A 21,064-nucleotide genomic window follows, 5' to 3' on the forward strand; every position below is an offset into this window, starting at 1 on the left:
AACAAACAAACGACAGCGACAAGAAAGGAAGAGATCCGGATGATCCGACCGATGCGACGGCTAACGCTGCGTTGGAGCCTGACCGTTCTGCTCGCCTGCGGTCTGGCGGGCGCGGGCGAGCAGCAGGCGAACGCGAAGCGGCCGGCCGACAGGCCGGAGCGGCTCGAGATGACCGTTCGCGCCAGCGGAACGGCCGCCATGTTCAGCAGCTTGAAGATCAGCAGCCCGCGGCTCGCTTCGCGGATCGCCGCGGCGGAGCGCCGGCCGGCGGAGCGGGTCGACTGCTATACGGATCTGGAGGTCTCGGTCTGGGAGACGGACGATCGAAAAACCGTCTACCGCCTGGAACGGACGGGCCGGCTGTGGGACGAGGCCGCCTCGAAGCTCTTATGGCTGCCGCCCGATGCGTCCGAGCGCCTGCTGCGCTATGCGGAAGCGCTGCGAAGCCGGCATTACGGCAAGCTGATGGATTGGAACGAAGCCCGAAGCATCGTCGGGAGGAAAAGCTTGTTTACGATTGTCGACCTCGAGAGCGGGCTTTCCTTCCGCGTGCAGCGGCGCGCCGGAAGCGACCATGCCGACGTGCAGCCCGTCTCACGGGAAGATTCGGCGACGATGAAGCGGATTTACGGGGACAAGTGGAGCTGGGAGCGCAGAGCGATCGTCGTCGCCAAAGACGGCGCGCGAATAGCCGCCTCCATGAACGGCATGCCCCATGGCGGGGACGGCATTCCGGACAACGGCTTCAAAGGCCATTTCTGCGTGCATTTTCTCGGCAGCACGTCCCACCGCTCCGATACGCCCGACCCGGCGCATCAATTGATGGTGCATAAGGCCGGCGGCGATCTGCGCCGCTATTTCGATTCCGCTTCGCCCGCCGCACTGGCTTCCAGCTTCGTCGAGGCGCTGAATCTGAAAGACGGCGATATGCTGAGCCTGATCTGGACGGGCGCGTCCGCCGAGGAGACGGCCATGCTGAGCCGTCTGCTCGAACGACTTGATTCGATCTATTACGCCCGTGCCGGCAAGCTCGCGCAGGACGACGACGGCGACAAGCTGTCGGCCTCGGTCGACCTGCCCGTCCTCGTCCGCCTCGACGGACGGGGAACGCTGCGCGCCAAGCTGCGTTTCGAGCTCGCGCGCAGCTCCCCCCAATCGCCCTGGCGCATCGTCGGGCTGGGCTCCGATCATTCCAGCTTGATTCCGTAGAGCTTGCCGCCGCGCGAAGCGACGACCGCGTACTGATCGAATACCGCCGGGGACGCTTCGATATTCGCGCCGAGCGCGAGGCTTCCCCGGACCCGGCCGTCTCTGGCCGAGATCACCGAGACGACGCCCCCCGAATCGGCCTGAATCAAATACCCGCTGCCCGACGAATCGTAGACGTCGGTCGGAGAAGACCAGGCGTAGCGTTTCATCGGCAGCCTCCACGCTTCCTTGCCCGTCTTCTTGTCGAGCGCGACCATCAGTCCCGCGCCAAGCGAGCCGTAACGGGCAATCGTGAAGATCGCAAGATCGGATACATTCCCCTTGCCGACGACCGGCGTCGCGAGCACGCCCCCGTTCACCGGATGCGCCCCTCCGACGATGGACAGACACTCGTACTTCGCCTGCCAGACGACCCGGCCGGTCAAGCCGTCGATTTTGCGCAGGTAAGCGTAGCCTTTTTTCCCCTGCTTATCGACCTCCGTGCCCGTGTACAAATAGGGAACTCCGTTCTCCGCCTCGACGACAATCGTCGCGTCGGTATCGTCCAGCGGCGGAAGCGCCCACGCCGGCTCGTTCGTCCGCACGTTCATGGCCAGCAGGCTGCCTCCGTTATCGGCGAAATAAGCCAGGTCTCCGAACGCGGCGACGGAGTTTTCGATGCCCTGATAACCGTTGCCGGAAATTTTGTAGCGGTATTTGCCGACGACCGGCTTGATCGAGAGCGTCTTGCGCTGCGGATCGAATGTAGTGTTCAGCTTCACGCGGTAGAACAATCCGTTCTCCCCGCCCACGGTAAGCGTATCGTCGAGCCGGTTGAACAGCGCGGAACCGTCGAACGCTCCCCACCCGCGATAGGCGAACGAGTCGATGCCGTTCACGCGCAGCAGTCTCTTCTGATCGATCAGGCTGTACAAATTAAAGCCGATCGTTCCGTTCTCGGGAATGCCCTCGCCGACGTAGAGCAGCGGATATCCCCGCGCGTCGACGGACACGCTGCCTTTAATCGGATTGCCGACCTTGATCGGGCTTCTCGTCTCTTCCCCCGTCTCCAGCTCCAGGAAATAGACGCAGCCGTCCAGCGAGGCGTAGATCACTTCCGTAAAATCCGGCTTGGCGCGAAACTTCTCCTTGACGTTCATCGCGCGCAGCACCTCCGGCGACCATCTGACGATGGCCGGCTGTCCCGTCCACCCGGCGCCTCCTCCCCATGAGCTGCTCTTCGTCTTTTTCTCCCAGACGATCTTCGGGCGATACGTCCGCAGCTCCGCGGTGCCGTAAGACGGGGCGCTTCGCTCCCCCCCGCCGCGAAAGCCCAGCACGCCCGCGATCTCTGTATACGCTTCGGGAAAAGCTTGAGAGCCCGCCGGCTTGCCGCTCCATTGCCCGGAGCGAAGGGCGCCCGCCTCCGCGCTGCTCTGCGCCGCAAGCCCGATCGCCAGCAGGAATACGACCGTTTTTCTCCCCCATGCCATCCCTATTCATTCCCCCATCCGTTGGAATGAATAGATTGTACCCGCACGCGGACGAAAAGCTTGTCAAACGCTCGTCGGGAAACCGCGGGACCTTTGTCGCATTCGGTTGCAACCGAGCGGAATACGCGAAAGGACCGACTCCGGCGCTTCCGGAGAGGTTAATCTCCGGCGGGCGCGGGTCGGTCCTTCAAGGGGTCGGGGCTGGGAATACGCGATTTTTTCGGCCGGGGCGTCCGCCGCAAAATAGACGCTTCGGCTTCGGCTTTGCCGGCCGCTCGGGAACGTCAGCTCGGCACTTCCGCCCTTCTCTCCCGCTTGCGCGGAACGTCCGGCAGCTCGTTCACGGACACGACGTCCTTCGTCCGCTTCGCCGGCTTCTTCCAGTAGCGCTCGCTTCCCGGAAGATCGTCGAACCAGGCCGCGTCGTCGGGACAGTCCAGCGTCATGAACTTGCCGTAATTTCCGTCGCGGGATTGATGGTACTTGAGATAGGCTTTGCCATCCTCGATTGCCAGGATTTCGATTTTGCCGGACGTATGGCTCATCGACAGGCGGACGCGCTTGCCGAGCCCGGACGTGCGCGCTTTCGCCTGCTCGACGATCTCGTACACTCTGGCCAGCGGCAGCACGAAGTCGCCGTTGCCTGCAACCGGGCGATTCACGAAGAAATAGTAGGGCGTTACGCCCGCCCAGCTCAGACGGTCGAGCAGCTCGCCAAGCACCTCCGGATCGTCGTTGATGCCCCGCAGCACCGGCGTCTGGTTGACGACGATCGCCCCGGCGTCGTGCAGCGCCTGGAATCCCCGCACCGCTTCCGGCGTAATTTCGCGCGGATGGTTGATATGCGCCATTACGTAGATTCGCTTGTTGGCGTCGGAAAATTCGCGGATCGTCTCCAGCAGCTCTTCGTCCTCGTAAATCCGCATCGGATTAAAGACGGGGATCTTCGAGCCGAGCCGAATAATCTTCACATGGTCGATCTCGCGCAATCTATGCAAAATCGCGCGCAGTTTAGGGGTCGCCAAAATAAGGCTGTCGCCGCCGGTCAGCAGCACGTTGCTGATCTCCGGATGATTGGCGATGTACTGCAGGCCCGGCTCGATGTCCGAGGTCGCTTCCTTGACGTCGTTGCGGAACAGCCGTTTGCGGAAGCAGTAGCGGCAGTAGGCCCCGCACACCTCCGAGACGATCAGCAGCGCGGTCGACGAATATTTGTGCTGGCAGCCTTTGACGACGTAGTTCGTATCCTCGTCGGAGGCGTCCCAGCGCCCGTATTCCGCCAGCTCTCCTTCGTTGGGAATGACCAGCTTGCGGATCGGATCGTGCGGATCGTTCCAATCGATCAGATTCAAATAATACTCATTTACCCGAAACACGAACTTATCGGTAATCCGCTTCAGCTTCTCACGTTGTTCCTCGGGGATGTGAGAGATTTTTCCGATATCGGTGATATACTTTGGTTGCGCCATTCGGCCTTCCTCCTCCGCGTATATTCAGTCGAATTCGAGAACGAATCCGTTCCAAGCCCCCCGCCGGCCCCCTTCCTTCCATAGATAAAAAATAGACCCCGCGCGCGGCAGACCATCCCTGCCGGCGAACTAGGGTCCATAAAGACGCAAAAAGACCCTCAACGGGTCAAAAGAATGAGCAGTTTATCTGCGCATAGACAATCCGACCCATCCAGTGCAAACGAGGTTAGCTGACGGGCTCGGGATAGATGGTTCCCTACGTTCGCATGAACGATTCGCCCCAATTGAATGGTTCCCCCGCTTTCCGGAAGTTTCCGGAAACTAAGCATAATCTAACTATAAATGAATTCCTCCCGCCCTGTCAACCGTCGGAAAAGCCCGGTTCGGACCGATTTGTCCGACGGGATTCGCGTCGGTTACAATGGAAGAAAGAAGGGGGAACACTCATGCAGAGCGCTCGCAAACTATCGGACGGTCTCAAAGGGCTGATCGACCGCAAATTCGTCCTGTTCCTGGTCGTCATTTTGCTGATCGGGCTCAACATTCTCGTATTGGACAAAATCTCGTACGTCTTCCATCCGTTTATCGTCGTCCTCGAAACCGTCTTTCTCCCGTTCATGCTGACCGGAGTCGTCTATTATCTGCTTAACCCGATCGTCGATTACTTGGAGCGGCTCAAGATCAAGCGCGTCTACTCCATCGTCGGCCTCTATCTGGTCATTCTCACGGTGCTTACGCTGATCGTTATGAAAGTCGTGCCGCTGCTCAGCCAGCAAATCTCCAGCCTGATCGTGCAATTCCCGACCTACAGTCAGGACGCGCAGCTGAAATTCGAAGAGCTGATCGGCAACGAATATTTCAACCAATTGCAGAACATGCTTGGCATCGACACGGCGAAGGTCGTCGACGACTTCTCGGAGCGGGCTTCGGCGATTCTGAGCAACGCCTGGTCGGGAATCGGCAGCCTGGTCGGCAAAATAACGGAGACGGTGCTCGCGATCATTACGGTGCCGTTCATTCTGTTCTATCTGCTCAAGGACCGGAAAAAGCTGGCCCCGTTCGTGCTCGGCTTCGTGCCATCGCGGCTGAGAAACCGTTCCTTCGGAGTCATGCTCGAGATGAACCACCAGGTCAGCTCGTACATTCGCGGGCAAATTATCGTGAGCGCCTGCATCGGTGTGCTTCTCTATATCGGCTACCTGATCATCGGACTGGACTACTCTCTCGTGCTCGCGGTCATCGCCGCCTGTACGAGCATCGTGCCGTATCTTGGGCCGGCGATCGCCATCACCCCCGCGCTGATCGTCGCCATGATGACCTCCCCGATCATGCTGCTCAAGATGATCGTCATCTGGACGATCGTTCAATTGGTCGAAGGCAAATTCATTTCGCCGCAAATTATGGGCAAGTCGATGCACGTTCATCCGATTACGATCATCTTCGTCATTATTACGGCCGGCAATCTGTTCGGCATGCTCGGCATCATTCTGGCCGTTCCGGGATACGCCATTCTGAAAGTCATCTGCACGCATCTGTTCCGCTGGTTCAAGCAGCGTACGAGGCTGTATGAGGAAGCTTCTCCCGCGCCCGCCGCATCGCCTCCGCAGGGGACGGCGGACCCGGCGGATTCGGTCGACTCGATAAATCCGGCGGAATAGCTGGGTTCGGAGGATGGGTTGATTCTGACGGAAGAGCCGGTTTCGGAGAAAGGGTTGGTTTCGGCGTCCGGGCGCCTGCCAAGTCTGCCCCGCAAGCAACGACGACGGATTTGGCGAGGGTGCGATGACCGATTCCTTAGAACATCTCAAGCCAATTTGCGGAGATTCGTGCGACGATAACCGATTCTTTGGAACATCTCAAGCCAGATTGCGGAGTTTCGTGCGACGATGACCGATTCCTTAGAACATCTCGGGCCAATTTGCGGAGTTTCGTGCGACGATAACCGATTCTTTAGAACATCTCGAGCCAATTTCCGGAGTTTCGTGGGGCGATGACCGATTCCTTAGAACATCCCAAGCCAATTTGCGGAGTTTCGTGGGGCGATGACCGATTCCTTAGAACATCTCAAGCCAATTTGCGGAGATTCGTGCGACGATGACCGATTCTTTAGAACATCTCATGTCACATAGTGGATTTCCGACTGCAAAAGCCAAAAATAGCGCATCTACCTTCCGGTTTTCCCCGGGAGATAGATGCGCTCTTTCCATGGCGATAAATGATGCCGCGAGCGAAACCGAAAGCTTTAAGCGTGCTGGTACTGCGCTTGGTGCAGCCTGCTGTAGATGCCGCCGGACGCGATCAGGTCCTGGTGGCTGCCCTGCTCGGCGATGCCGTTCTCGTCGACGACGATAATGCGGTCCGCGTTCTTGATCGTCGCCAATCGGTGCGCGATGACAAGCGTCGTGCGGCCGACGGACAGCTCGGCCAGCGACTGCTGGATCGCCGCTTCGGTCTCGGTGTCCAGCGCCGACGTCGCTTCGTCCAAAATAAGGATCGGCGGGTTCTTCAGGAACATCCGCGCGATCGCCATCCGCTGCTTCTGGCCGCCGGACAGCTTGACGCCGCGTTCGCCGATGATCGTGTTCATGCCTTCCGGCAGCTGCTTGATCATCTCCTCCAGCGAAGCCCGTCTCGCCGCCTCCCACACCTGCTCGTCGGTCGCCTTCAGATCGCCGTAAGCGATGTTCTCGCGGATCGAGCCGGAGAACAGGAAGACGTCCTGCTGTACGATGCCGATATTTCTGCGCAGCGACTTCAGCGTCAGGTTGCGGATATCCTTGCCGTCGACGGTAATGCGTCCGCCGGTGACATCGTAGAACCGCGGCAGCAGGCTGCAGATCGTCGTCTTCCCGGCGCCCGAAGGGCCGACGAAGGCGACCGTCTCGCCCGCCCGAACGGACAGATTCACGCCCTTCAGCACGTCTCGGCCTTCCTCGTAGCCGAACGAGACGTTCTCGAAGCGGATGTCTCCGCGCAGCGTATCGGCCTCCACGGCGTCCTTGGCGTCCCGAATGTCCGGCTCCGTGTCAATGATCTCGACGTAGCGCTTGAATCCGGCGATCCCCTTCGGATAGCTCTCGATGACGGCGTTGATCTTCTCGATCGGCCGGAAGAAAATGTTCGACAGCAGCAGGAACGCCATAAATTCCCCCAGCTCGATTCTGCCGTCGATGAAAAACCACGCGCCGCACACCATTACGAATATCGTAATAAGACGCATCAGCATATAACTGACCGAGAAGCTCTTCGCCATCGTCTTGTAGGCGAGCAGCTTCGTCTCGCGGAAATTGCTGTTGTCGACCGCGAACAGCTTCTTCTCGTGCTCCTCGTTCGCGAACGACTGCACGACGCGAATGCCGCCGACGTTCTCCTCGATGCGGGCGTTAAAGCTGCCTACGTTGCCGAACAGCCGCCGGTACGTATTCGTCATGCGGCCTCCGAACAGGATGATCAGCCAAGCCATGAACGGAATGATCACGAACGTCAGCAGAGCCAGCTCCAGGTTGATGTAGGCCATCAGCGTAAAGGAGCCCGCAAGCGTCATAATCGCGATGAAAATATCCTCCGGCCCGTGGTGCGCGATCTCCCCGATGTCGTTCAAATCGTTCGTCACCCGGCCGACGAGATGACCGGTTTTATGGTTGTCGAAGAAGCGGAACGACAGCTTCTGAATATGGTCGAACATTTTGCGGCGCATGTCGGTTTCGATATTGATGCCCAGCATATGTCCCCAATAGGTGACGACGTAGTTCAGCACGGTGTTGAGGGCGTAAATCCCGAGCAGCCCGATGCTGGCCAGCACGATCATCTTCCAGTTGCCGCTCGGCAGCAGATCGTCGATGAATTCGCTGACCGCGAGCGGAAAGCCGAGCTCGAGCAATCCCGCGATCACCGCGCAAGTAAAATCGAGAATGAATAAGCCTTTGTAAGGGCGGTAATACGAGAAAAACCTGCGAAGCATCGTTAAGTGTTCCCCTCTCCTTCGTCAGCCGGACCTTGGGGCCGCGGCTCCTCTCCGATCCCTTGAAGATCGAACAGATGAACGTAATCTTCGATGACTTGATCCAACGCCTTCAATTCGCCGGACAGCATCGGGCGAATCGCTTCGAATTCCGGCTGGACGAGCTGCTGGGCCAGCGTCGCGCGCTTCACCCTCAGCTGCTCCAGAAACATCAGAACGCGGCCCCTTCGGAACGTCTGGGCTCCTCTGGCCTCGTGCCCGCCGTGAGCGCCCCTCGAGCCGCGATGCCCTTGCGGTTCTCCGTGCTGCGCCTGAGGATCTCCCCGCTGTCCGCGCTGCCGATCTTGGGCTTCCCCTCTCGAGCCGCGCCCGTGTCCGCGTCCGTCTCCGTGTCTCATTCTTCCCGCATCCCTCCTCGTATACAAATGTATACCGCACACTATGTATACAAATGTATACGAACCTGTGGCGAACGTCAACCCCCAAATGAAAGATCACCCCCTCCCGCCGATCGCTCGCGGGAGAAGGTGATCTTGCCCGAGGGACGTCCGGTATCAGGAGCCGGACTTCCCTTTTCTAACCTTATTCACATCGTACATGTTAACGGTCGTGCTGACGACATATTCGGGAGGAGTCTGGCCTCTGCTGTTGCGGTGGCCCTGAATGTGCTCGGGACTCTTCTCCCAGTTTTTCCAGGCCTCTTCGGACTCCCAGCGGATGACAACGACGACTTCGTCCGTTTCCTTGCTCCGCTTGTTCGTCATGACGGTAATGTCGATCAAGCCCTCCCGCTCGTCGAGAACGCCTTCCCGGCTGAACCTCTCGACGACTTTGTCGGCGTTGCCCTTTTGCACGACAATCGTCCTCGTCTGAATAAGCATCGGCGGCTCCTCCTCGATCCTTTTTATTGTACGGCCTGCGCCGCCTCTTTAACCATCTCCAGCTCGGTGTTCAGACCGCCGCCGGACAAATACCAGAAGTTCGGGTTAAGATAGACGATTTTGCCGTTCTTATAGGCGTTCGTTTTCTTGACCAGATCGTTCTCGATCACTTCCTTGGCCGGCGCCGCGCCGTCTCCGCTGACGACCGCGTCGCGGTCGACGACGAACAGAACGTCCGGGTTCTTCTCCGCGATAAATTCGTTGGAGATGCTGTTGCCGTGCGTATCGACCTTGATGTCGGGATCAACGGGCGCGAAACCGAAAATATCGTGAATGCTGCCGAAGCGCGAGCCCGGTCCGTAAGCGCTGATTTTGCCGCCGGTCGTCAGCACGATCAGCGCCTTGCCTGCGCCCTCCGCCTTGGCCTTCAGATCCGCGACCGCCGCGTCGTACTCCGCGAGCGCCGCCGCAACGTCCGCTTCCTTGCCGAAAACCTGGCCGATCACATTGGCGTTGTTTTTGAAGGACTCCAGGTAATTGGCGGAATCGACCGACATTTGGATCGTCGGCGCGATTTTGTTCAGCTCCTCATAGGCTTCGCCCGTTCTGCCGCCGATGAAGATGACGTCCGGCTTCAGCTTGTTCAGCTTCTCGAAGTCCGGCTCGAACAGCGTGCCCGCGTCCTCGTATTTCGCGTCCTCGTATTGGGACAGGTTGCCCGGGATCGAAGCTTTGGGCAGCGCCAGCACTTCGATGCCCAGCTTGCCGAGCGTATCGAGCGTGCCGTAGTCGAATACGACGACCTTCTCCGGGTTCGTCTTGACGACGGCCGTGCCGAGCGCATGCGTAATCGTCACTTCGGCCGGCGCCGCGGACTCGGACGAGCTCGGCGACTCCGACGGAGCCGCGGATGGGCTCGGGGACGCCGAAGGGCTGGACGACGGGCTTGCAGCGCCTTCGTTATTGTTTTTGGAGCCGCAAGCGGCCAGCAGCGCAAGCGCCATGACAGACATCAGAATAAGGGATAATGCTTTCTTCACAATAGACCACTCCTAAGTATTTTTTTATATCGTCAGTTGACCCGCTTTCGCGCATCAACATAACTCAAGAGAAATAGACGCATACCTTTTTCCCGTCCACGACGTGGATCGGAATGTGCATCTCGTAAATGTCCCGCAGCACCGCCGTATCGATCATTTCGTCGGTCGGGCCCTCCCTGACGATCCGGCCCTCCCTCATCGCGACGATATAGTCGGAATAAGCCGAGGCGAAGTTGATGTCGTGAAGCACAAGCACAATCGTCTTGCCGAGCTCGTCGGTCAGGCGGCGCAGCACCTTCATGATCTGGACGGAATGCTTCATATCCAGATTGTTCAGCGGCTCGTCGAGCAAAATATACTCGGTGTCCTGGGCCAGCACCATGGCGATGAACGCCCGCTGCTTCTGTCCGCCGCTGAGCTGATCCAGAAATTTGTCCTGCAGCTCCTCCAGCTCCATGTAACGGATCGAGGCTTCGACATGCTTGCGGTCTTCGGCGCCGAGCCGGCCTTTGCTGTAAGGGAAGCGGCCGAACTGCACGAGATCTAGCACGGTCAGCCGGACGTTGATCGAGTTCGCCTGCTTCAGAATCGAGATTTTCTGCGCCAGCTCCCCGCTGTCCGTCTTCCTGACGTCCAGACCGTCGATCAGCACTTCCCCTTCGTCCGCCGCCAGCAGCCGGCTGATCACCGAGAGCAGCGTGCTCTTGCCCGCGCCGTTCGGCCCGATGAAGGACGTGATTTTGCCCTTGGCGATCGAGGTCGTTACCCCGTGAACGCCGTGTTTGTCTCCGTAGCGTTTCGTAATGCCTCTTGCTTCGATCACGTTGTCTTGCTCTCCTTCAACAACAAATATAGGAAGTAGATGCCTCCGATGAAATTGAGGATGACGCTAAGCGTCGTCGAGAACGTAAACACCCGCTCGACGATCAGCTGTCCGCCCACCAAGGCGACGATACTGATCAGGATGGTGCCGGGAATGACGACCGCATGACGGAACGTGCCGAGCATCCGGTAAGCGACGTTGGAGACGAGCAGCCCCAGGAAGGTGACCGGGCCGACCAGCGCCGTCGATACCGCGACGAGCAGCGCGACCGCGACGAGCAGCCGCTTCGTGATGCGCTCGTGCGGAACGCCCAGATTCACCGCGTGCTCCTTGCCCAGAGCCATGACGTCCAAATACTTGAAGTCGCGGTAAAAGTACGACAGCACCAGCAGCACGAGCGCGACGGCGATCATCAGAACGTCGGTATTCATATTGTTGAAGCTGGCGAACATTTTGTCCTGCACGATCAGGAAATCGTTCGGATCGAGCAGCATCTGCATAAAGCTGGCGATGCTCGAGAAGAACGTTCCGCAGATGATGCCGACCAGCAGCAGGAAGTAAAGATGATTGCCTTCCCGCTTGAATAGCAGCTTGTACAGCACGCCCGCGAACAGCACCATCAGACCGACGGCCAACGCGAACTGCATGTTTTTCGCCATCGACGTAAGCACCGTGGAGCCGAACAGGAACACGATTCCCGTCTGCAGCAGCAGGTACATCGAAACGAGACCGATCAAGGTCGGCGTCAAAATCTTGTTGTTCGTCAGCGTCTGGAACACGACGGTCGAGAGCGAGATGGCCGCTCCCGTCAGCAGAATGGCCACTATTTTCCTGGAACGGCGAGGCAGGATGTAATCCCAATTGCCGCTGCCGTCTATCGTCATGAACAGGGCGATGAGCCCAAGCGCCAATGCGCCCAGCGCAATCAGCTTCCATGAATCACGCATGGCTCTTCCTCCTTAACAGCAAGTAGAGGAAGATCCCGCTGCCGATGACGCCGACCATCAGTCCGATCGAAATTTCGTACGGATAGATGATGATTCTTCCGAGAATGTCGCAGGCAAGCACGAACACCGCGCCGAGCAGCGCCGTATGCGGAAGGCTGCTCCGCAGATTGTCGCCCTTGTACAGCGAGACGATGTTCGGAATGATCAGCCCGAGGAACGGCAGGGAGCCGACCGTCAGCAGAATGACCGCGGCCACGAGCGCAACGATGCCAAGGCCGAGATGAACGACCTGACGGTATTTCAGCCCCAGATTCACGGCGAATTCCTCGCCCATGCCGGCGATCGTAAAGCGGTTGGCGTACAAATAAGCGAGCGCGATCAACGGCAGACTGACGTACAGCATCTCGTATTTCCCTTTCAGAATCGAAGAGAAGTCTCCGAACAGCCAGCTGTTCACGCTCTGCAGCAGGTTGTACTTCAGCGCCAGGAAAGTCGTGACCGAGCCGACGATGCCGCCGAACATCAGGCCGACGAGCGCGATCAGGATCGGATCGCGGAATTGAATCCGGTTCAAAATCCGCATGAACAGCAGCGTGCCGCCCAGCGCGAACGCGAATGCGACGACGATCTTGATCAGCGGAGAAGCCGCGGGCACGAGCAAGATCGCGACGAGCACGCCCAGGCTGGCGGAGTCCGTCGTCCCGGCCGTCGTCGGCGAGACGAACTTGTTCCTCGCGAGCTGCTGCATGATCAAGCCGATGACGCTCATTCCCACCCCGGCGATCAGAATGCTGATCAAGCGCGGAATCCGGCTGATCCACATAATCTCCCACTGATACTCCGTCATGCGGAACAAGTCGAGCGGAGACAGGCTGGATACGCCGACGAACAAGGAGGTGAACGATAATACGATAAGCGCGACCCACAAATAACCGATTTTCATTGCGATTCTCTCTTCGTGATAATGATTCTCATTTGCATGCACCTTAATTATTTTACATAAAAAAAAAGAAACCGGAATGGATATTTCGATTTCTCCATGGACATTTCTATTTGGTTCTGTCGTCGGATAGCAGGTAGTCGACGATCTGGTCGACGAGCCGCTCGTGCATCTCGGCATTGTACAGGAACGGCTCCCCCAGCCGTATAAACAAGCAGCGCCGCCCTTCTCCCCCGCGTTCGGCCCCCGTCTTCCACCGCCGCTCCAACTCGTCGCAGAAAGCGTCGTCCGCCGGAAACTCGACCAGGAACAGCACATGGTCGCTGTCCAGCCCGATCACGTCCCGCACGTCCGGCATGTCCAGAAATCCGATGGCGTCGGCGGCCGGCGGAGCCCGAAAATGCAGCTCGTCGTAGAGCAGGTCGGTAAATTTGCGCTTCAGCTTGCCATACGCCCGGAAGTTGCCCCTGCGCACGCCGACGATCAGATAAGGCGTCCCGGACAGCTGCTCCTCGACGTGCTGCCTGGCGTTGTCCGTCTTGCTGTCGAAATCGGTCAGCCAGCGCCGCGCGACGGTCTCCAGCCCGAGCAGGCGGGAGAAATCGGCCAGCCGCGTTTTCCACGGGCGGTCGTGCCAGGGATATACGGTCAGCGGCGCAATCGTCCGCAGCTCGGCAATCAGATCGTCGGCCAGCGGGCCGGACAAAATCTGGTCGGGCTTGGCCTCCCGGACTTCTCGCAAATAGCTCTCCCGATTGGCCTCGTCCAGATCCCAGTCCCGTTTCAGCACGACGCGCGGCGTAATGCCGAGCACGGCCAGGTCGCCGCGGAAAATCGGGCAGAGCGCGGCGATCGAGGCCTGCGCCCGGGCGGCGTAATCCGTCGGCGCGATTCCCATCTGCTTCTTGAACAGACGGCTGAAATAATATTCGTCCGTATAGCCGACCGAATGGGCCGCTTCCGTCACGCTGACGCCGGGATCGGCCAGCAGCCGCAGCGAGGCCGCCAGCCTCCTCGTAATCAAATATTTAAGCGGGCTTAACCCCGTCATTTGGCGGAACGCCTTGTAGAAGCGGCTGGCGCTCACGCCCGAATTGCGGGCCAGCTCCTCCATATCCAGCGCGGCGTCGTAATTGTCCCGGATTCGCTGTCTCGTCTGTTCCAAATAATCGCTTAGATCCGCTTCGTCGCGGACCGGATTCCGGCGGGCGTTCTCGTAAGCGGCCGCAAGCGCGTACAAGCGGGCCTGCGCAAGATAATAGTCCGGCAAGAGCAGCTCCTCCGCCGGCTTCTCGGCAAATTCGGACACCCAGTTTTTCATCAGCGGCATCCGAAACTTTTGCAGACCGCCCCGAACCGCCGAACCGCCCTGCTCCACCGAGAATCCAGGCCCGCTGAAAGACACGGTCAGCAGCGAGACGCGGCTCGAGGCGAGCGGTACGATCGAGACCACGCAGCCGGCCGGCAGATGGAACAGTTCTCCCGCCGGCACGCGAATTCCGCGGTCCCCGGAATCGCCGCGCGACACCCGCAGATCGGAATGCAGGCAGATGCCGAAGCGGTCGCAGGATTCCGCCGGCAGAGCCAGCCTCTCCCCTCCCGCAAGCGGCAGCTCTGCGGAGCCTAAATATTGCAGCGGCGCAACGCCCGCGGTATGCATGCCCGAATCTCCCCCGTGATCAGTTTTTATCCCTTATTGTATCCGACCGCTCCTTCCCCGAGCAACACAACGCGTTGAACCTCCCGGAGATCAGGACAATGGAAGCCTGATCTCCACGCGGGTGCCGATGCCCGGCTTGCTGCTGAAGCCGATCGCGCCGCGATGGTTGGCGATGATGCGCTGGCTGACCATCAGGCCGAGTCCGTTGCCGGCAGGCTTGCTGGTGAAGAACGGCTCGCCGAGCTTGGCCATATGCTCCTCCGCGATGCCTCTGCCCTGGTCGGTAACCCGGACGACGACGTCCCCCTCGCCCTTGTCGTGGAACAGCTCGACGCGGATTTCCCCGCCGTCGTCCTCCATCGCCTCCAGGCTGTTTTTGACGACGTTGACGAACACCTGCTTTAATTGATTGCCGTCGCAGGGCACCGGGGGGATATCCTGCGACAGCTGAGCGTTGAACTTGACGTTCACGAGACTCGCCTGCGATTCCAGAAGCGAGAGAATGTCCCGCAGCAGCTCGGCGATATCGGTCGGCCTGAACTGGCTGAGCTGCGGCTTGGCCAGCACGAGAAACTCGCTGACGATCAGGTTGATCCGGTCCAGCTCGGGAAGCATGATGTCCAGGTAAGCGGCGGACAGCGTCCCCTGCTTCCGCCCCAATTGGACGAAGCCGCGCAGCGTCGTCAGCGGATTGCGGATTTCATGGGCCACGCCGGCGGCCAGCTGGCCGATAACCGACAGCTTCTCGGTGCGGCGGATCACTTCCTCGGACTGCTTCCTCGCCGTAATGTTCCGCGAGATTTCCGCGATCGCCACAACGTCCTCGCGTCCGTCGCGAATCGGCGACACCGTAATGCTGACGTCGATCCGGCCGCCGTCCTTCGTCAGACGGACCGTCTCGTAATCGGTCACCGATTCTCCGGCCGCCACGCGCGCGCGAATCGCCTCGCCTTCCCGCTTCAGCTCGGCCGGAACGATCGGCGCTTCCCGTCCCAGCACTTCCTCCGGCCGCCAGCCGTAGATCGTGCCGAACGCTCTGTTCGCCTGCGTAACCGCGCCCTGCAAATCGGAGACGTGAATGGCGTCCGAAGTATGGTTGACGAAGGATTCCAAATATTCCTTCGTGCTTCTGAGCTCCTCCGCCGAATCCCGGAGTCTGCCCATATACGTCTGCAGATTGTCCGCCATCGCGTTCACGCGCATAATCAGCGTGCCGAGCTCGTCCTGGCTGCGCGTCTCGAGCCTCCTGCCGAACCGGCCGACCGCGATTTCGTTGACGTAAGCGACGATCAACCGAAAAGGACGAATCATCGCTCCCGCGAGAAAATAGCTGGCCCCTGCCGCGAGCGCCAGCAAACCCGCGGAGATCAGAGATAGCTGCAGCAGCCGATGGCTCAGCACTTCCCGGACCGAGCCGTAATCGAAAATGACGCTGACGACGCAGGGCTTCTCGTTCATGAGCGGAATAAAGCTCTTGAACACTTCCCGTCCGCCCGTCTTAAACCTCGCGGTGGCCACCTCCCCGGTCTCCGCGGCGCGCTGAACATAAGCGACGTCCTGCTCGTCCGCATAAGCGTACACGCCGAAGGAAACGTCCCGCACGTCGAGATTGCGGACCGACTTGCCCTTTTTCACCTTGATAATCTGCGGTTTGCCGAAAAATTCCGGATCGAATCCCGCAATCGCCAAAATATCGGGATTGCCCGCCATTACGCTGCCGATGAGCGCGTTCGTCCCGACCTTATTCTCGTAATCCAGAAACATCTGCGCGTTCACGTAAGGGTTAATGATGTAGTCGGTCGTCCCGTCGTAATAGTAGCCCCACTTGTGGATCTGGTCCGGATCCGAAGTGGCGTATTGGTACGGTCCCGACCAGTAGTGGTCCAGCTTCTGCCCCTGGGGAATAGTCACCTGCCGCTCGTCCAGCAGCTGATTAAACGCCTTGTACCAGTAATCCATCGTATTGGAGCCCATGTTCAGCTCCAGCGGATCGGACGAGCGCAGCACCTTGATGTCGCCTTCCGTCCGCTTCCACAGCGAAATATGGTCCACGCCCAGCTTGCGGCTCAGCTCCGCCAGCTGCTCGTTGCGCACGCGTTCGATCCGCGGATCGAGCTCGTTCTCGGCTGCGATCGCGACCGCCCGCAGCTTCTCGCCGATCGCCTCCTCCATCAGCCGCTTCGACTTGTCGGCGGCGTCCAGGTTGACGCCGATCTGCTTGGCGATCGCCAGCATCTCCTGCCGCAGGCTGTTCTCCAGCTCGTTCTTGGTCGAATAATAGTAAAGCGACAGGTTAAGCGACAAAATCGTCGTCGCGATAAGCGAAATCATCAACGACAGCTTGACTTTAATGGACACGAACCTTGCCTCCGGCTCTGGGTGATGCTATACCCTATTAGACATCGTTCGGCAGATTCCTCTTTCTCCCGGCAAAAAATCGGGCTCCGATATGACATTTGTCATATGCGTCTACTGACACTTATGACTAACGGCGGGCCGCGGCATCCCCTACAATAAAGCTATCAAGCTCATATTTAAGGAGGAACCCATGGCCGATCCGAACACCCTGCGTTTAAAAAAGAGCGTCTCTCCCTATGAAAAGTCGAATGCCAAAGCGAGCCTCGCGCAGCTGTTGAACACGATTCCTCCGTTTATCCTTCTCTGGGCGGCGGCTTATTGGAGCCTGTCCGTTTCCTATTGGCTGGCGCTGCCTTTTATCGTTCTGGCGGCCGGCTTCCTGATCCGCATCTTTATCGTGTTTCACGACTGCTGCCACCAATCGTTCTTCAAAAATCGCAAAGCGAACGAACTTCTGGGCACGTTCACGGGAATATTGACGATGTTTCCGTACCATCAATGGAAACACAGCCATTCCATTCATCACTCCACAAGCGGCAACCTGGACAAGCGCGGAGTCGGCGACATGTGGCTGATGACGGTCGACGAATACGTCGCTGCGTCCCTGTGGACGAAAATCCGCTACCGCGTCTATCGCAATCCGCTCGTCATGTTCGGCATCGGTCCGTTCGCGGTTTTCCTGTTCGAATATCGTTTCAACCGCAAGGGCGCAAGACGCGCCGAACGCTGGAATACCCGGATCACGAACGTCGGCATCGTCGTTCTGTACGGAGCGCTTATCTGGGCGCTCGGCTGGGAGGCCTTCCTGCTCGTGCAGCTCCCGATCTTCTGGCTGTCCGGAGCCGCCGGCATCTGGCTGTTTTACGTGCAGCATCAGTTCGAGGAAACCTACTACGAGCACGATTCGGAATGGAGCTACGTGAAAGCCGCCGTCGAAGGCAGCTCGTACTACAAGCTCCCCAAGGCGCTGCAGTGGTTGACCGGCAACATCGGGTTCCATCACGTGCATCATCTCAGCCCGCGAGTGCCGAATTACATGCTGGAGGAAGCGCACAATTCCGTGCCTCCGCTGCAGCACGCGACAACCGTCACGCTGCGCTCGAGCTTCGCCTCGCTGAAGTTCAAGCTGTGGGACGAACACAAAAAAGATTTCGTTACATTCGGACAGATCAAGCCTCTGCTCAAGAAGACCTCTGCGAACGGGCGCGCCCGCTCCGCGGAGCGGAAGGCGGAAGCCGCGCCGAACGACGAGGTCGCATAACCGACCGTCAGCCTGCGGCCTTCTTATGGTAATATAACCATAGGAAGGCCATTGATCTTAACGGGGAGCGTTACGATGTACAAAAGACTCAAGCGATTTCAGATTTTCCCCAAGACGACCGGCATCAGCCCTTATGTATGGCTGATGTTCTGCATCCTGCCCTTCTATTTTATTTTCCGCTCCTCGTCGAACGTCGAGATCGCCTCGGGCATCCTGATGATCGTGCTGTTCTTCATCTGCTACCGGTTGACCTTGAACGCCAAAGGCTGGCCGGTGTACGTCGGCACGGGCGTCCAGATCGCCGTCTCGATCGCGATGACGCTGCTGTTCAGCTACGCCTATTTCGCCTTCTTCCTGGCGTTCTTCATCGGCAACGTGCAAAATAAAGCCGGCTTCATCACGCTGTACACGATTCACATCGCCACCAGCCTGATCGCCGTGAACGTCGGCTTCATTATGCAGGACAAGTTCTTCATCACGCAGACTCCGTTTATTCTGATCAGCCTGCTCGGCGTCATCCTGCTGCCGCTCGGCAGCTATAACCGCAACAAGCAAGGCGCGCTGCAGGAGCAGCTCAAGGACGCCAACCAGCGCATTGCCGAGCTGGTCAAGCTGGAAGAGCGCCAGCGCATCGCCCGCGACCTGCACGACACGCTCGGGCAGAAGCTGTCGCTAATCGGGCTCAAGAGCGATCTGGCCCATAAGCTGATCGCCGCCAATCCCGAACGCGCCCGCGCGGAGATCAAGGACGTGCAGCATACGGCCCGAACCGCGCTGCAGGAAGTCCGGCTGCTCGTCTCCGAGATGAGGGGAACGCGATTGGAAGACGAGCTCGGGCATATCAAGCAAATTCTGCTGGCGGCGCAGATCGAGTTCACGCTGGAAGGCAGTCCCGCGCTGCGCAGAGTTTCCCTGTTGACCGAGAACGTGATGAGCATGTGTCTGAAGGAAGCCGTGAATAATGTAGTCAGGCACAGCGGCGCGACCGCCTGCACGGTCACCTTGAGCCAGAGCGACACCGCGATCGTCATGAAGGTTCGCGATAATGGCGCAAGCCGGCCCGAGCGGCTGAACTTCCGGCAAGGACACGGGCTCCAGGGCATGAAGGAAAGGCTCGAATTCATTAACGGAACGCTGGACATCTCCACGGGCGAAGGCACGACCCTGGTCGCGACGATCCCGCAAATTTTGCAGCGCCCCACGAAGGAGGAATCGTCATGATTCGCATCGTCATTGCGGAAGATCAACGGATGCTGCTCGGCGCCCTCGGCTCCCTGCTCGATCTGGAGGAAGACATGCAGGTCGTCGGCAAGGCGTCCAACGGCGCGACGGCCGTCGAGCTCGTTCGTCAGCTCGGCCCCGACGTCTGCATTATGGATATCGAGATGCCCGGCATCAGCGGACTCGAAGCGGCCGAGCGGTTGAAGGAATCGGGCTGCAAGGTCATCATTCTGACGACGTTCGCGCGAACCGGTTATTTCGAGCGCGCCATTAAAGCCGGCGTAAGCGGCTACCTGCTCAAGGACAGCCCGAGCGAAGAACTGGCGAGCACGATTCGCAGCGTACTGGCCGGCCGGCGCGTCTACGCGCCCGAGCTGGTCGACGAAGCCTACCGGGAGGATCAAGGCAGCCCGCTCACCGATCGCGAGAAGGAAGTGCTCGAGCTGATCGCCGACGGCAAAAATACGAAGGAAATCGCGACGCAGCTTTATCTGACGACCGGTACGATCCGCAACTATATTTCCGTCATCCTCGACAAGCTGAACGTCAGCAACCGGGTCGAGGCGATCAAAAGGTTTAACGAAAAAGGCTGGTTCAAATAATGTGCAGCTTCTTGTAGTCCTTTTTCATAATGTTTTTCACCAGACTCGGCCATTTCGAGTTGGCCGGACAGTATTTGGTGGCGATTTTTTCGATCGTCGTATAGCCTTTATCCACATATTTGTCGGCCAGAAGCTGACCGAATTTTTTCACGCTGTCCCCTTTCGTCTCGAACGAGAACGCTTGGCGATGAGGATCGGAGCCCGTTGCGTTCAAGCCGAACAGATTGTTTTTGTTTTTGGCCAATCTGCTGCTGCCGTTGCCGCTCTCCAGCTTCATGACGGCAATCGTGAACAAGGCGTTGATGCCGTAAGTCTCTTCGACCTCCAGCACCGCCTCCTCCAGTCCGTGACCGGCCAGCTCCGTGCCTTTGAACATGACGGCGATGTCCTCCTCCGTCAGTCCGGAGTCCGTCTCTACCGCCGACGTCGGCGATACCGGCGCCTTCTCCTGCTCCGCTTCCACCCGCTTCTCCGCAGCCGGTTTATCTTCCGCCGCCTCGTCCCCAGTTTTCGCCGGACCCGTCAGCTGCGGCAGCATGGCGATTCCTCCCCGTAAAACCGTTCCGTCCGCCGGTTCCTCCGCGCGCCCCTGCGCCGGGCCTTCCGACGTTCCTTCCGCCGGCTCCGCATAATCCCCGTGCACGTAACCGCCGCCTTTGATTCTCAGCCAGCCTCCTTCCGTCTTCGAGACGATCTCCAGCCGAGTGCCCTTCTCCACCACGTCAATGATTTTCGACTTGGAATAAGCGTTCGCCCTGACGTTCAGAAAATAAGCGGTCACCTCGTAGAACTGCGTTTGCGGTTTGGCGGATGCTGCAATATGTACTTCCCTGTCGGGATCTTTGGCGATGGCGACGGGAGCGGCGGATGCCGCCGCGGAATGGAATCGCTCCATGTCCGCAGCCGCCTCGTATTCGTATAATCGCGGCTCGGAAGCGGACGACCGCTCCCTCTCGGCCTGATCGCTCGCCGGATCGGAGGAATCCGGCTCCGCATCGGCGAGAAGCGCCAGCGCGGAGCTCCCGCCGATCGGCCATATCGGGGCCTGCGACGTTATGCCGGTATTCTCGCTTGCGCTATAGGCGTTCGTGGTTAGGTAACTGATTCCCAAAGTCAACGTTAGCGCCGCGCTGACGATACACGCGACCCACTTGCGAATGGTTATCTTACGCATCAGGATACACCTCTTCCGTTAATGTTGGGGATAGCTGTCCGCAGTT

At 59.1% G+C, this 21,064-nt stretch carries 17 protein-coding genes and 1 riboswitch; of the genes, 5 read left to right on the top strand and 12 right to left on the bottom strand.

Features of this window, described 5'->3' with window-relative positions:
- The first annotated feature begins 39 nt into the window (after window positions 1-39).
- Window positions 40-1,209, top strand: coding sequence for a hypothetical protein (locus ACFFT4_RS08455; protein WP_378046722.1), 1,170 nt, complete (start codon window positions 40-42; stop codon window positions 1,207-1,209).
- Here the strand turns inward: ACFFT4_RS08455 and ACFFT4_RS08460 are convergent.
- Window positions 1,188-2,681: an outer membrane protein assembly factor BamB family protein gene (locus ACFFT4_RS08460; protein WP_378046724.1), complete on the bottom strand. Its 1,494-nt coding sequence runs from the start codon at window positions 2,679-2,681 to the stop codon at window positions 1,188-1,190. The two genes, ACFFT4_RS08455 and ACFFT4_RS08460, sit on opposite strands and share 22 nt — an antisense overlap.
- 284 nt (window positions 2,682-2,965) lie before the next feature.
- Window positions 2,966-4,150 carry a KamA family radical SAM protein gene (locus ACFFT4_RS08465; RefSeq protein ID WP_378046726.1) on the bottom strand — a complete coding sequence of 395 codons (1,185 nt, stop codon included), beginning with the start codon at window positions 4,148-4,150 and terminating at the stop codon, window positions 2,966-2,968.
- A 199-nt stretch (window positions 4,151-4,349) separates the two neighbouring features.
- Window positions 4,350-4,488, bottom strand: a riboswitch (cyclic di-AMP (ydaO/yuaA leader).
- A 108-nt stretch (window positions 4,489-4,596) separates the two neighbouring features.
- On the opposite strand from ACFFT4_RS08465, the gene ACFFT4_RS08470 reads away from it, so the two are divergent.
- The gene (locus ACFFT4_RS08470) at window positions 4,597-5,808 is read left to right on the top strand and encodes an AI-2E family transporter (RefSeq protein WP_378046728.1); all 1,212 of its coding nucleotides are present in this window, start codon (window positions 4,597-4,599) and stop codon (window positions 5,806-5,808) included.
- Window positions 5,809-6,392: 584 nt separating this feature from the next.
- Here the strand turns inward: ACFFT4_RS08470 and ACFFT4_RS08475 are convergent.
- The 9 genes from ACFFT4_RS08475 to ACFFT4_RS08515 all read right to left on the bottom strand — a co-directional run bounded on the left by ACFFT4_RS08475 (window position 6,393) and on the right by ACFFT4_RS08515 (window position 16,760).
- On the bottom strand, window positions 6,393-8,111 hold the full coding sequence (locus ACFFT4_RS08475) for an ABC transporter ATP-binding protein (protein ID WP_378046729.1): 1,719 nt from the start codon (window positions 8,109-8,111) through the stop codon (window positions 6,393-6,395).
- A 2-nt stretch (window positions 8,112-8,113) separates the two neighbouring features.
- The gene (locus ACFFT4_RS08480) at window positions 8,114-8,509 is read right to left on the bottom strand and encodes a hypothetical protein (RefSeq protein WP_378046731.1); all 396 of its coding nucleotides are present in this window, start codon (window positions 8,507-8,509) and stop codon (window positions 8,114-8,116) included.
- 156 nt (window positions 8,510-8,665) lie between these two features.
- Window positions 8,666-8,992, bottom strand: a complete 327-nt coding sequence (locus ACFFT4_RS08485) for an antibiotic biosynthesis monooxygenase (RefSeq protein ID WP_378046732.1) — start codon at window positions 8,990-8,992, stop codon at window positions 8,666-8,668.
- Between the two features lie 23 nt (window positions 8,993-9,015).
- Window positions 9,016-10,032, bottom strand: coding sequence for a siderophore ABC transporter substrate-binding protein (locus tag ACFFT4_RS08490; protein ID WP_378046733.1), 1,017 nt, complete (start codon window positions 10,030-10,032; stop codon window positions 9,016-9,018).
- A gap of 64 nt (window positions 10,033-10,096) precedes the next feature.
- A complete protein-coding gene (locus ACFFT4_RS08495) occupies window positions 10,097-10,855 on the bottom strand; it encodes an iron ABC transporter ATP-binding protein (protein WP_378046735.1) in 759 nt (252 codons plus the stop codon).
- Window positions 10,852-11,802 (bottom strand): iron chelate uptake ABC transporter family permease subunit, encoded by a 951-nt coding sequence (locus ACFFT4_RS08500; protein ID WP_378046737.1) that lies wholly within the window; start codon window positions 11,800-11,802, stop codon window positions 10,852-10,854. The genes ACFFT4_RS08495 and ACFFT4_RS08500 overlap by 4 nt, the downstream gene beginning before the upstream one ends.
- Window positions 11,795-12,745 carry an ABC transporter permease gene (locus ACFFT4_RS08505; protein WP_378046739.1) on the bottom strand — a complete coding sequence of 317 codons (951 nt, stop codon included), beginning with the start codon at window positions 12,743-12,745 and terminating at the stop codon, window positions 11,795-11,797. Before ACFFT4_RS08505 ends, ACFFT4_RS08500 begins: the two co-directional genes overlap by 8 nt.
- A 106-nt stretch (window positions 12,746-12,851) precedes the next feature.
- On the bottom strand, window positions 12,852-14,402 hold the full coding sequence (locus ACFFT4_RS08510) for a helix-turn-helix domain-containing protein (RefSeq protein WP_378046741.1): 1,551 nt from the start codon (window positions 14,400-14,402) through the stop codon (window positions 12,852-12,854).
- A 90-nt stretch (window positions 14,403-14,492) separates the two neighbouring features.
- On the bottom strand, window positions 14,493-16,760 hold the full coding sequence (locus ACFFT4_RS08515) for an ATP-binding protein (RefSeq protein WP_378046742.1): 2,268 nt from the start codon (window positions 16,758-16,760) through the stop codon (window positions 14,493-14,495).
- A gap of 190 nt (window positions 16,761-16,950) precedes the next feature.
- On the opposite strand from ACFFT4_RS08515, the gene desA reads away from it, so the two are divergent.
- The 3 genes from desA to ACFFT4_RS08530 all read left to right on the top strand — a co-directional run bounded on the left by desA (window position 16,951) and on the right by ACFFT4_RS08530 (window position 19,844).
- On the top strand, window positions 16,951-18,021 hold the full coding sequence (gene desA, locus ACFFT4_RS08520; protein WP_378046743.1) for a Delta(5) desaturase DesA: 1,071 nt from the start codon (window positions 16,951-16,953) through the stop codon (window positions 18,019-18,021).
- Between the two features lie 75 nt (window positions 18,022-18,096).
- Window positions 18,097-19,242: a sensor histidine kinase gene (locus tag ACFFT4_RS08525; protein WP_378046744.1), complete on the top strand. Its 1,146-nt coding sequence runs from the start codon at window positions 18,097-18,099 to the stop codon at window positions 19,240-19,242.
- Window positions 19,239-19,844: a response regulator gene (locus ACFFT4_RS08530; protein ID WP_378046746.1), complete on the top strand. Its 606-nt coding sequence runs from the start codon at window positions 19,239-19,241 to the stop codon at window positions 19,842-19,844. The genes ACFFT4_RS08525 and ACFFT4_RS08530 overlap by 4 nt, the downstream gene beginning before the upstream one ends.
- On the opposite strand, the gene ACFFT4_RS08535 is transcribed toward ACFFT4_RS08530, so the two are convergent.
- The gene (locus ACFFT4_RS08535; RefSeq protein ID WP_378046748.1) at window positions 19,837-21,018 is read right to left on the bottom strand and encodes a glucosaminidase domain-containing protein; all 1,182 of its coding nucleotides are present in this window, start codon (window positions 21,016-21,018) and stop codon (window positions 19,837-19,839) included. The two genes, ACFFT4_RS08530 and ACFFT4_RS08535, sit on opposite strands and share 8 nt — an antisense overlap.
- Between the last annotated feature and the right edge of the window lie 46 nt (window positions 21,019-21,064).

This window comes from Cohnella cellulosilytica (assembly GCF_042431195.1).
Lineage (GTDB): Bacteria > Bacillota > Bacilli > Paenibacillales > Paenibacillaceae > Cohnella > Cohnella cellulosilytica.

Coding starts and splice junctions, on each gene's coding strand:
- ACFFT4_RS08455 (WP_378046722.1), top strand. CDS start 40: ATGATCCGACCGATGCGACGGCTAACGCTGCGTTGGAGCCTGACCGTT.
- ACFFT4_RS08460 (WP_378046724.1), bottom strand. CDS start 2,681: ATGGCATGGGGGAGAAAAACGGTCGTATTCCTGCTGGCGATCGGGCTT.
- ACFFT4_RS08465 (WP_378046726.1), bottom strand. CDS start 4,150: ATGGCGCAACCAAAGTATATCACCGATATCGGAAAAATCTCTCACATC.
- ACFFT4_RS08470 (WP_378046728.1), top strand. CDS start 4,597: ATGCAGAGCGCTCGCAAACTATCGGACGGTCTCAAAGGGCTGATCGAC.
- ACFFT4_RS08475 (WP_378046729.1), bottom strand. CDS start 8,111: ATGCTTCGCAGGTTTTTCTCGTATTACCGCCCTTACAAAGGCTTATTC.
- ACFFT4_RS08480 (WP_378046731.1), bottom strand. CDS start 8,509: ATGAGACACGGAGACGGACGCGGACACGGGCGCGGCTCGAGAGGGGAA.
- ACFFT4_RS08485 (WP_378046732.1), bottom strand. CDS start 8,992: ATGCTTATTCAGACGAGGACGATTGTCGTGCAAAAGGGCAACGCCGAC.
- ACFFT4_RS08500 (WP_378046737.1), bottom strand. CDS start 11,802: ATGCGTGATTCATGGAAGCTGATTGCGCTGGGCGCATTGGCGCTTGGG.
- ACFFT4_RS08505 (WP_378046739.1), bottom strand. CDS start 12,745: ATGAAAATCGGTTATTTGTGGGTCGCGCTTATCGTATTATCGTTCACC.
- ACFFT4_RS08510 (WP_378046741.1), bottom strand. CDS start 14,402: ATGCATACCGCGGGCGTTGCGCCGCTGCAATATTTAGGCTCCGCAGAG.
- desA (WP_378046743.1), top strand. CDS start 16,951: ATGGCCGATCCGAACACCCTGCGTTTAAAAAAGAGCGTCTCTCCCTAT.
- ACFFT4_RS08525 (WP_378046744.1), top strand. CDS start 18,097: ATGTACAAAAGACTCAAGCGATTTCAGATTTTCCCCAAGACGACCGGC.
- ACFFT4_RS08530 (WP_378046746.1), top strand. CDS start 19,239: ATGATTCGCATCGTCATTGCGGAAGATCAACGGATGCTGCTCGGCGCC.
- ACFFT4_RS08535 (WP_378046748.1), bottom strand. CDS start 21,018: ATGCGTAAGATAACCATTCGCAAGTGGGTCGCGTGTATCGTCAGCGCG.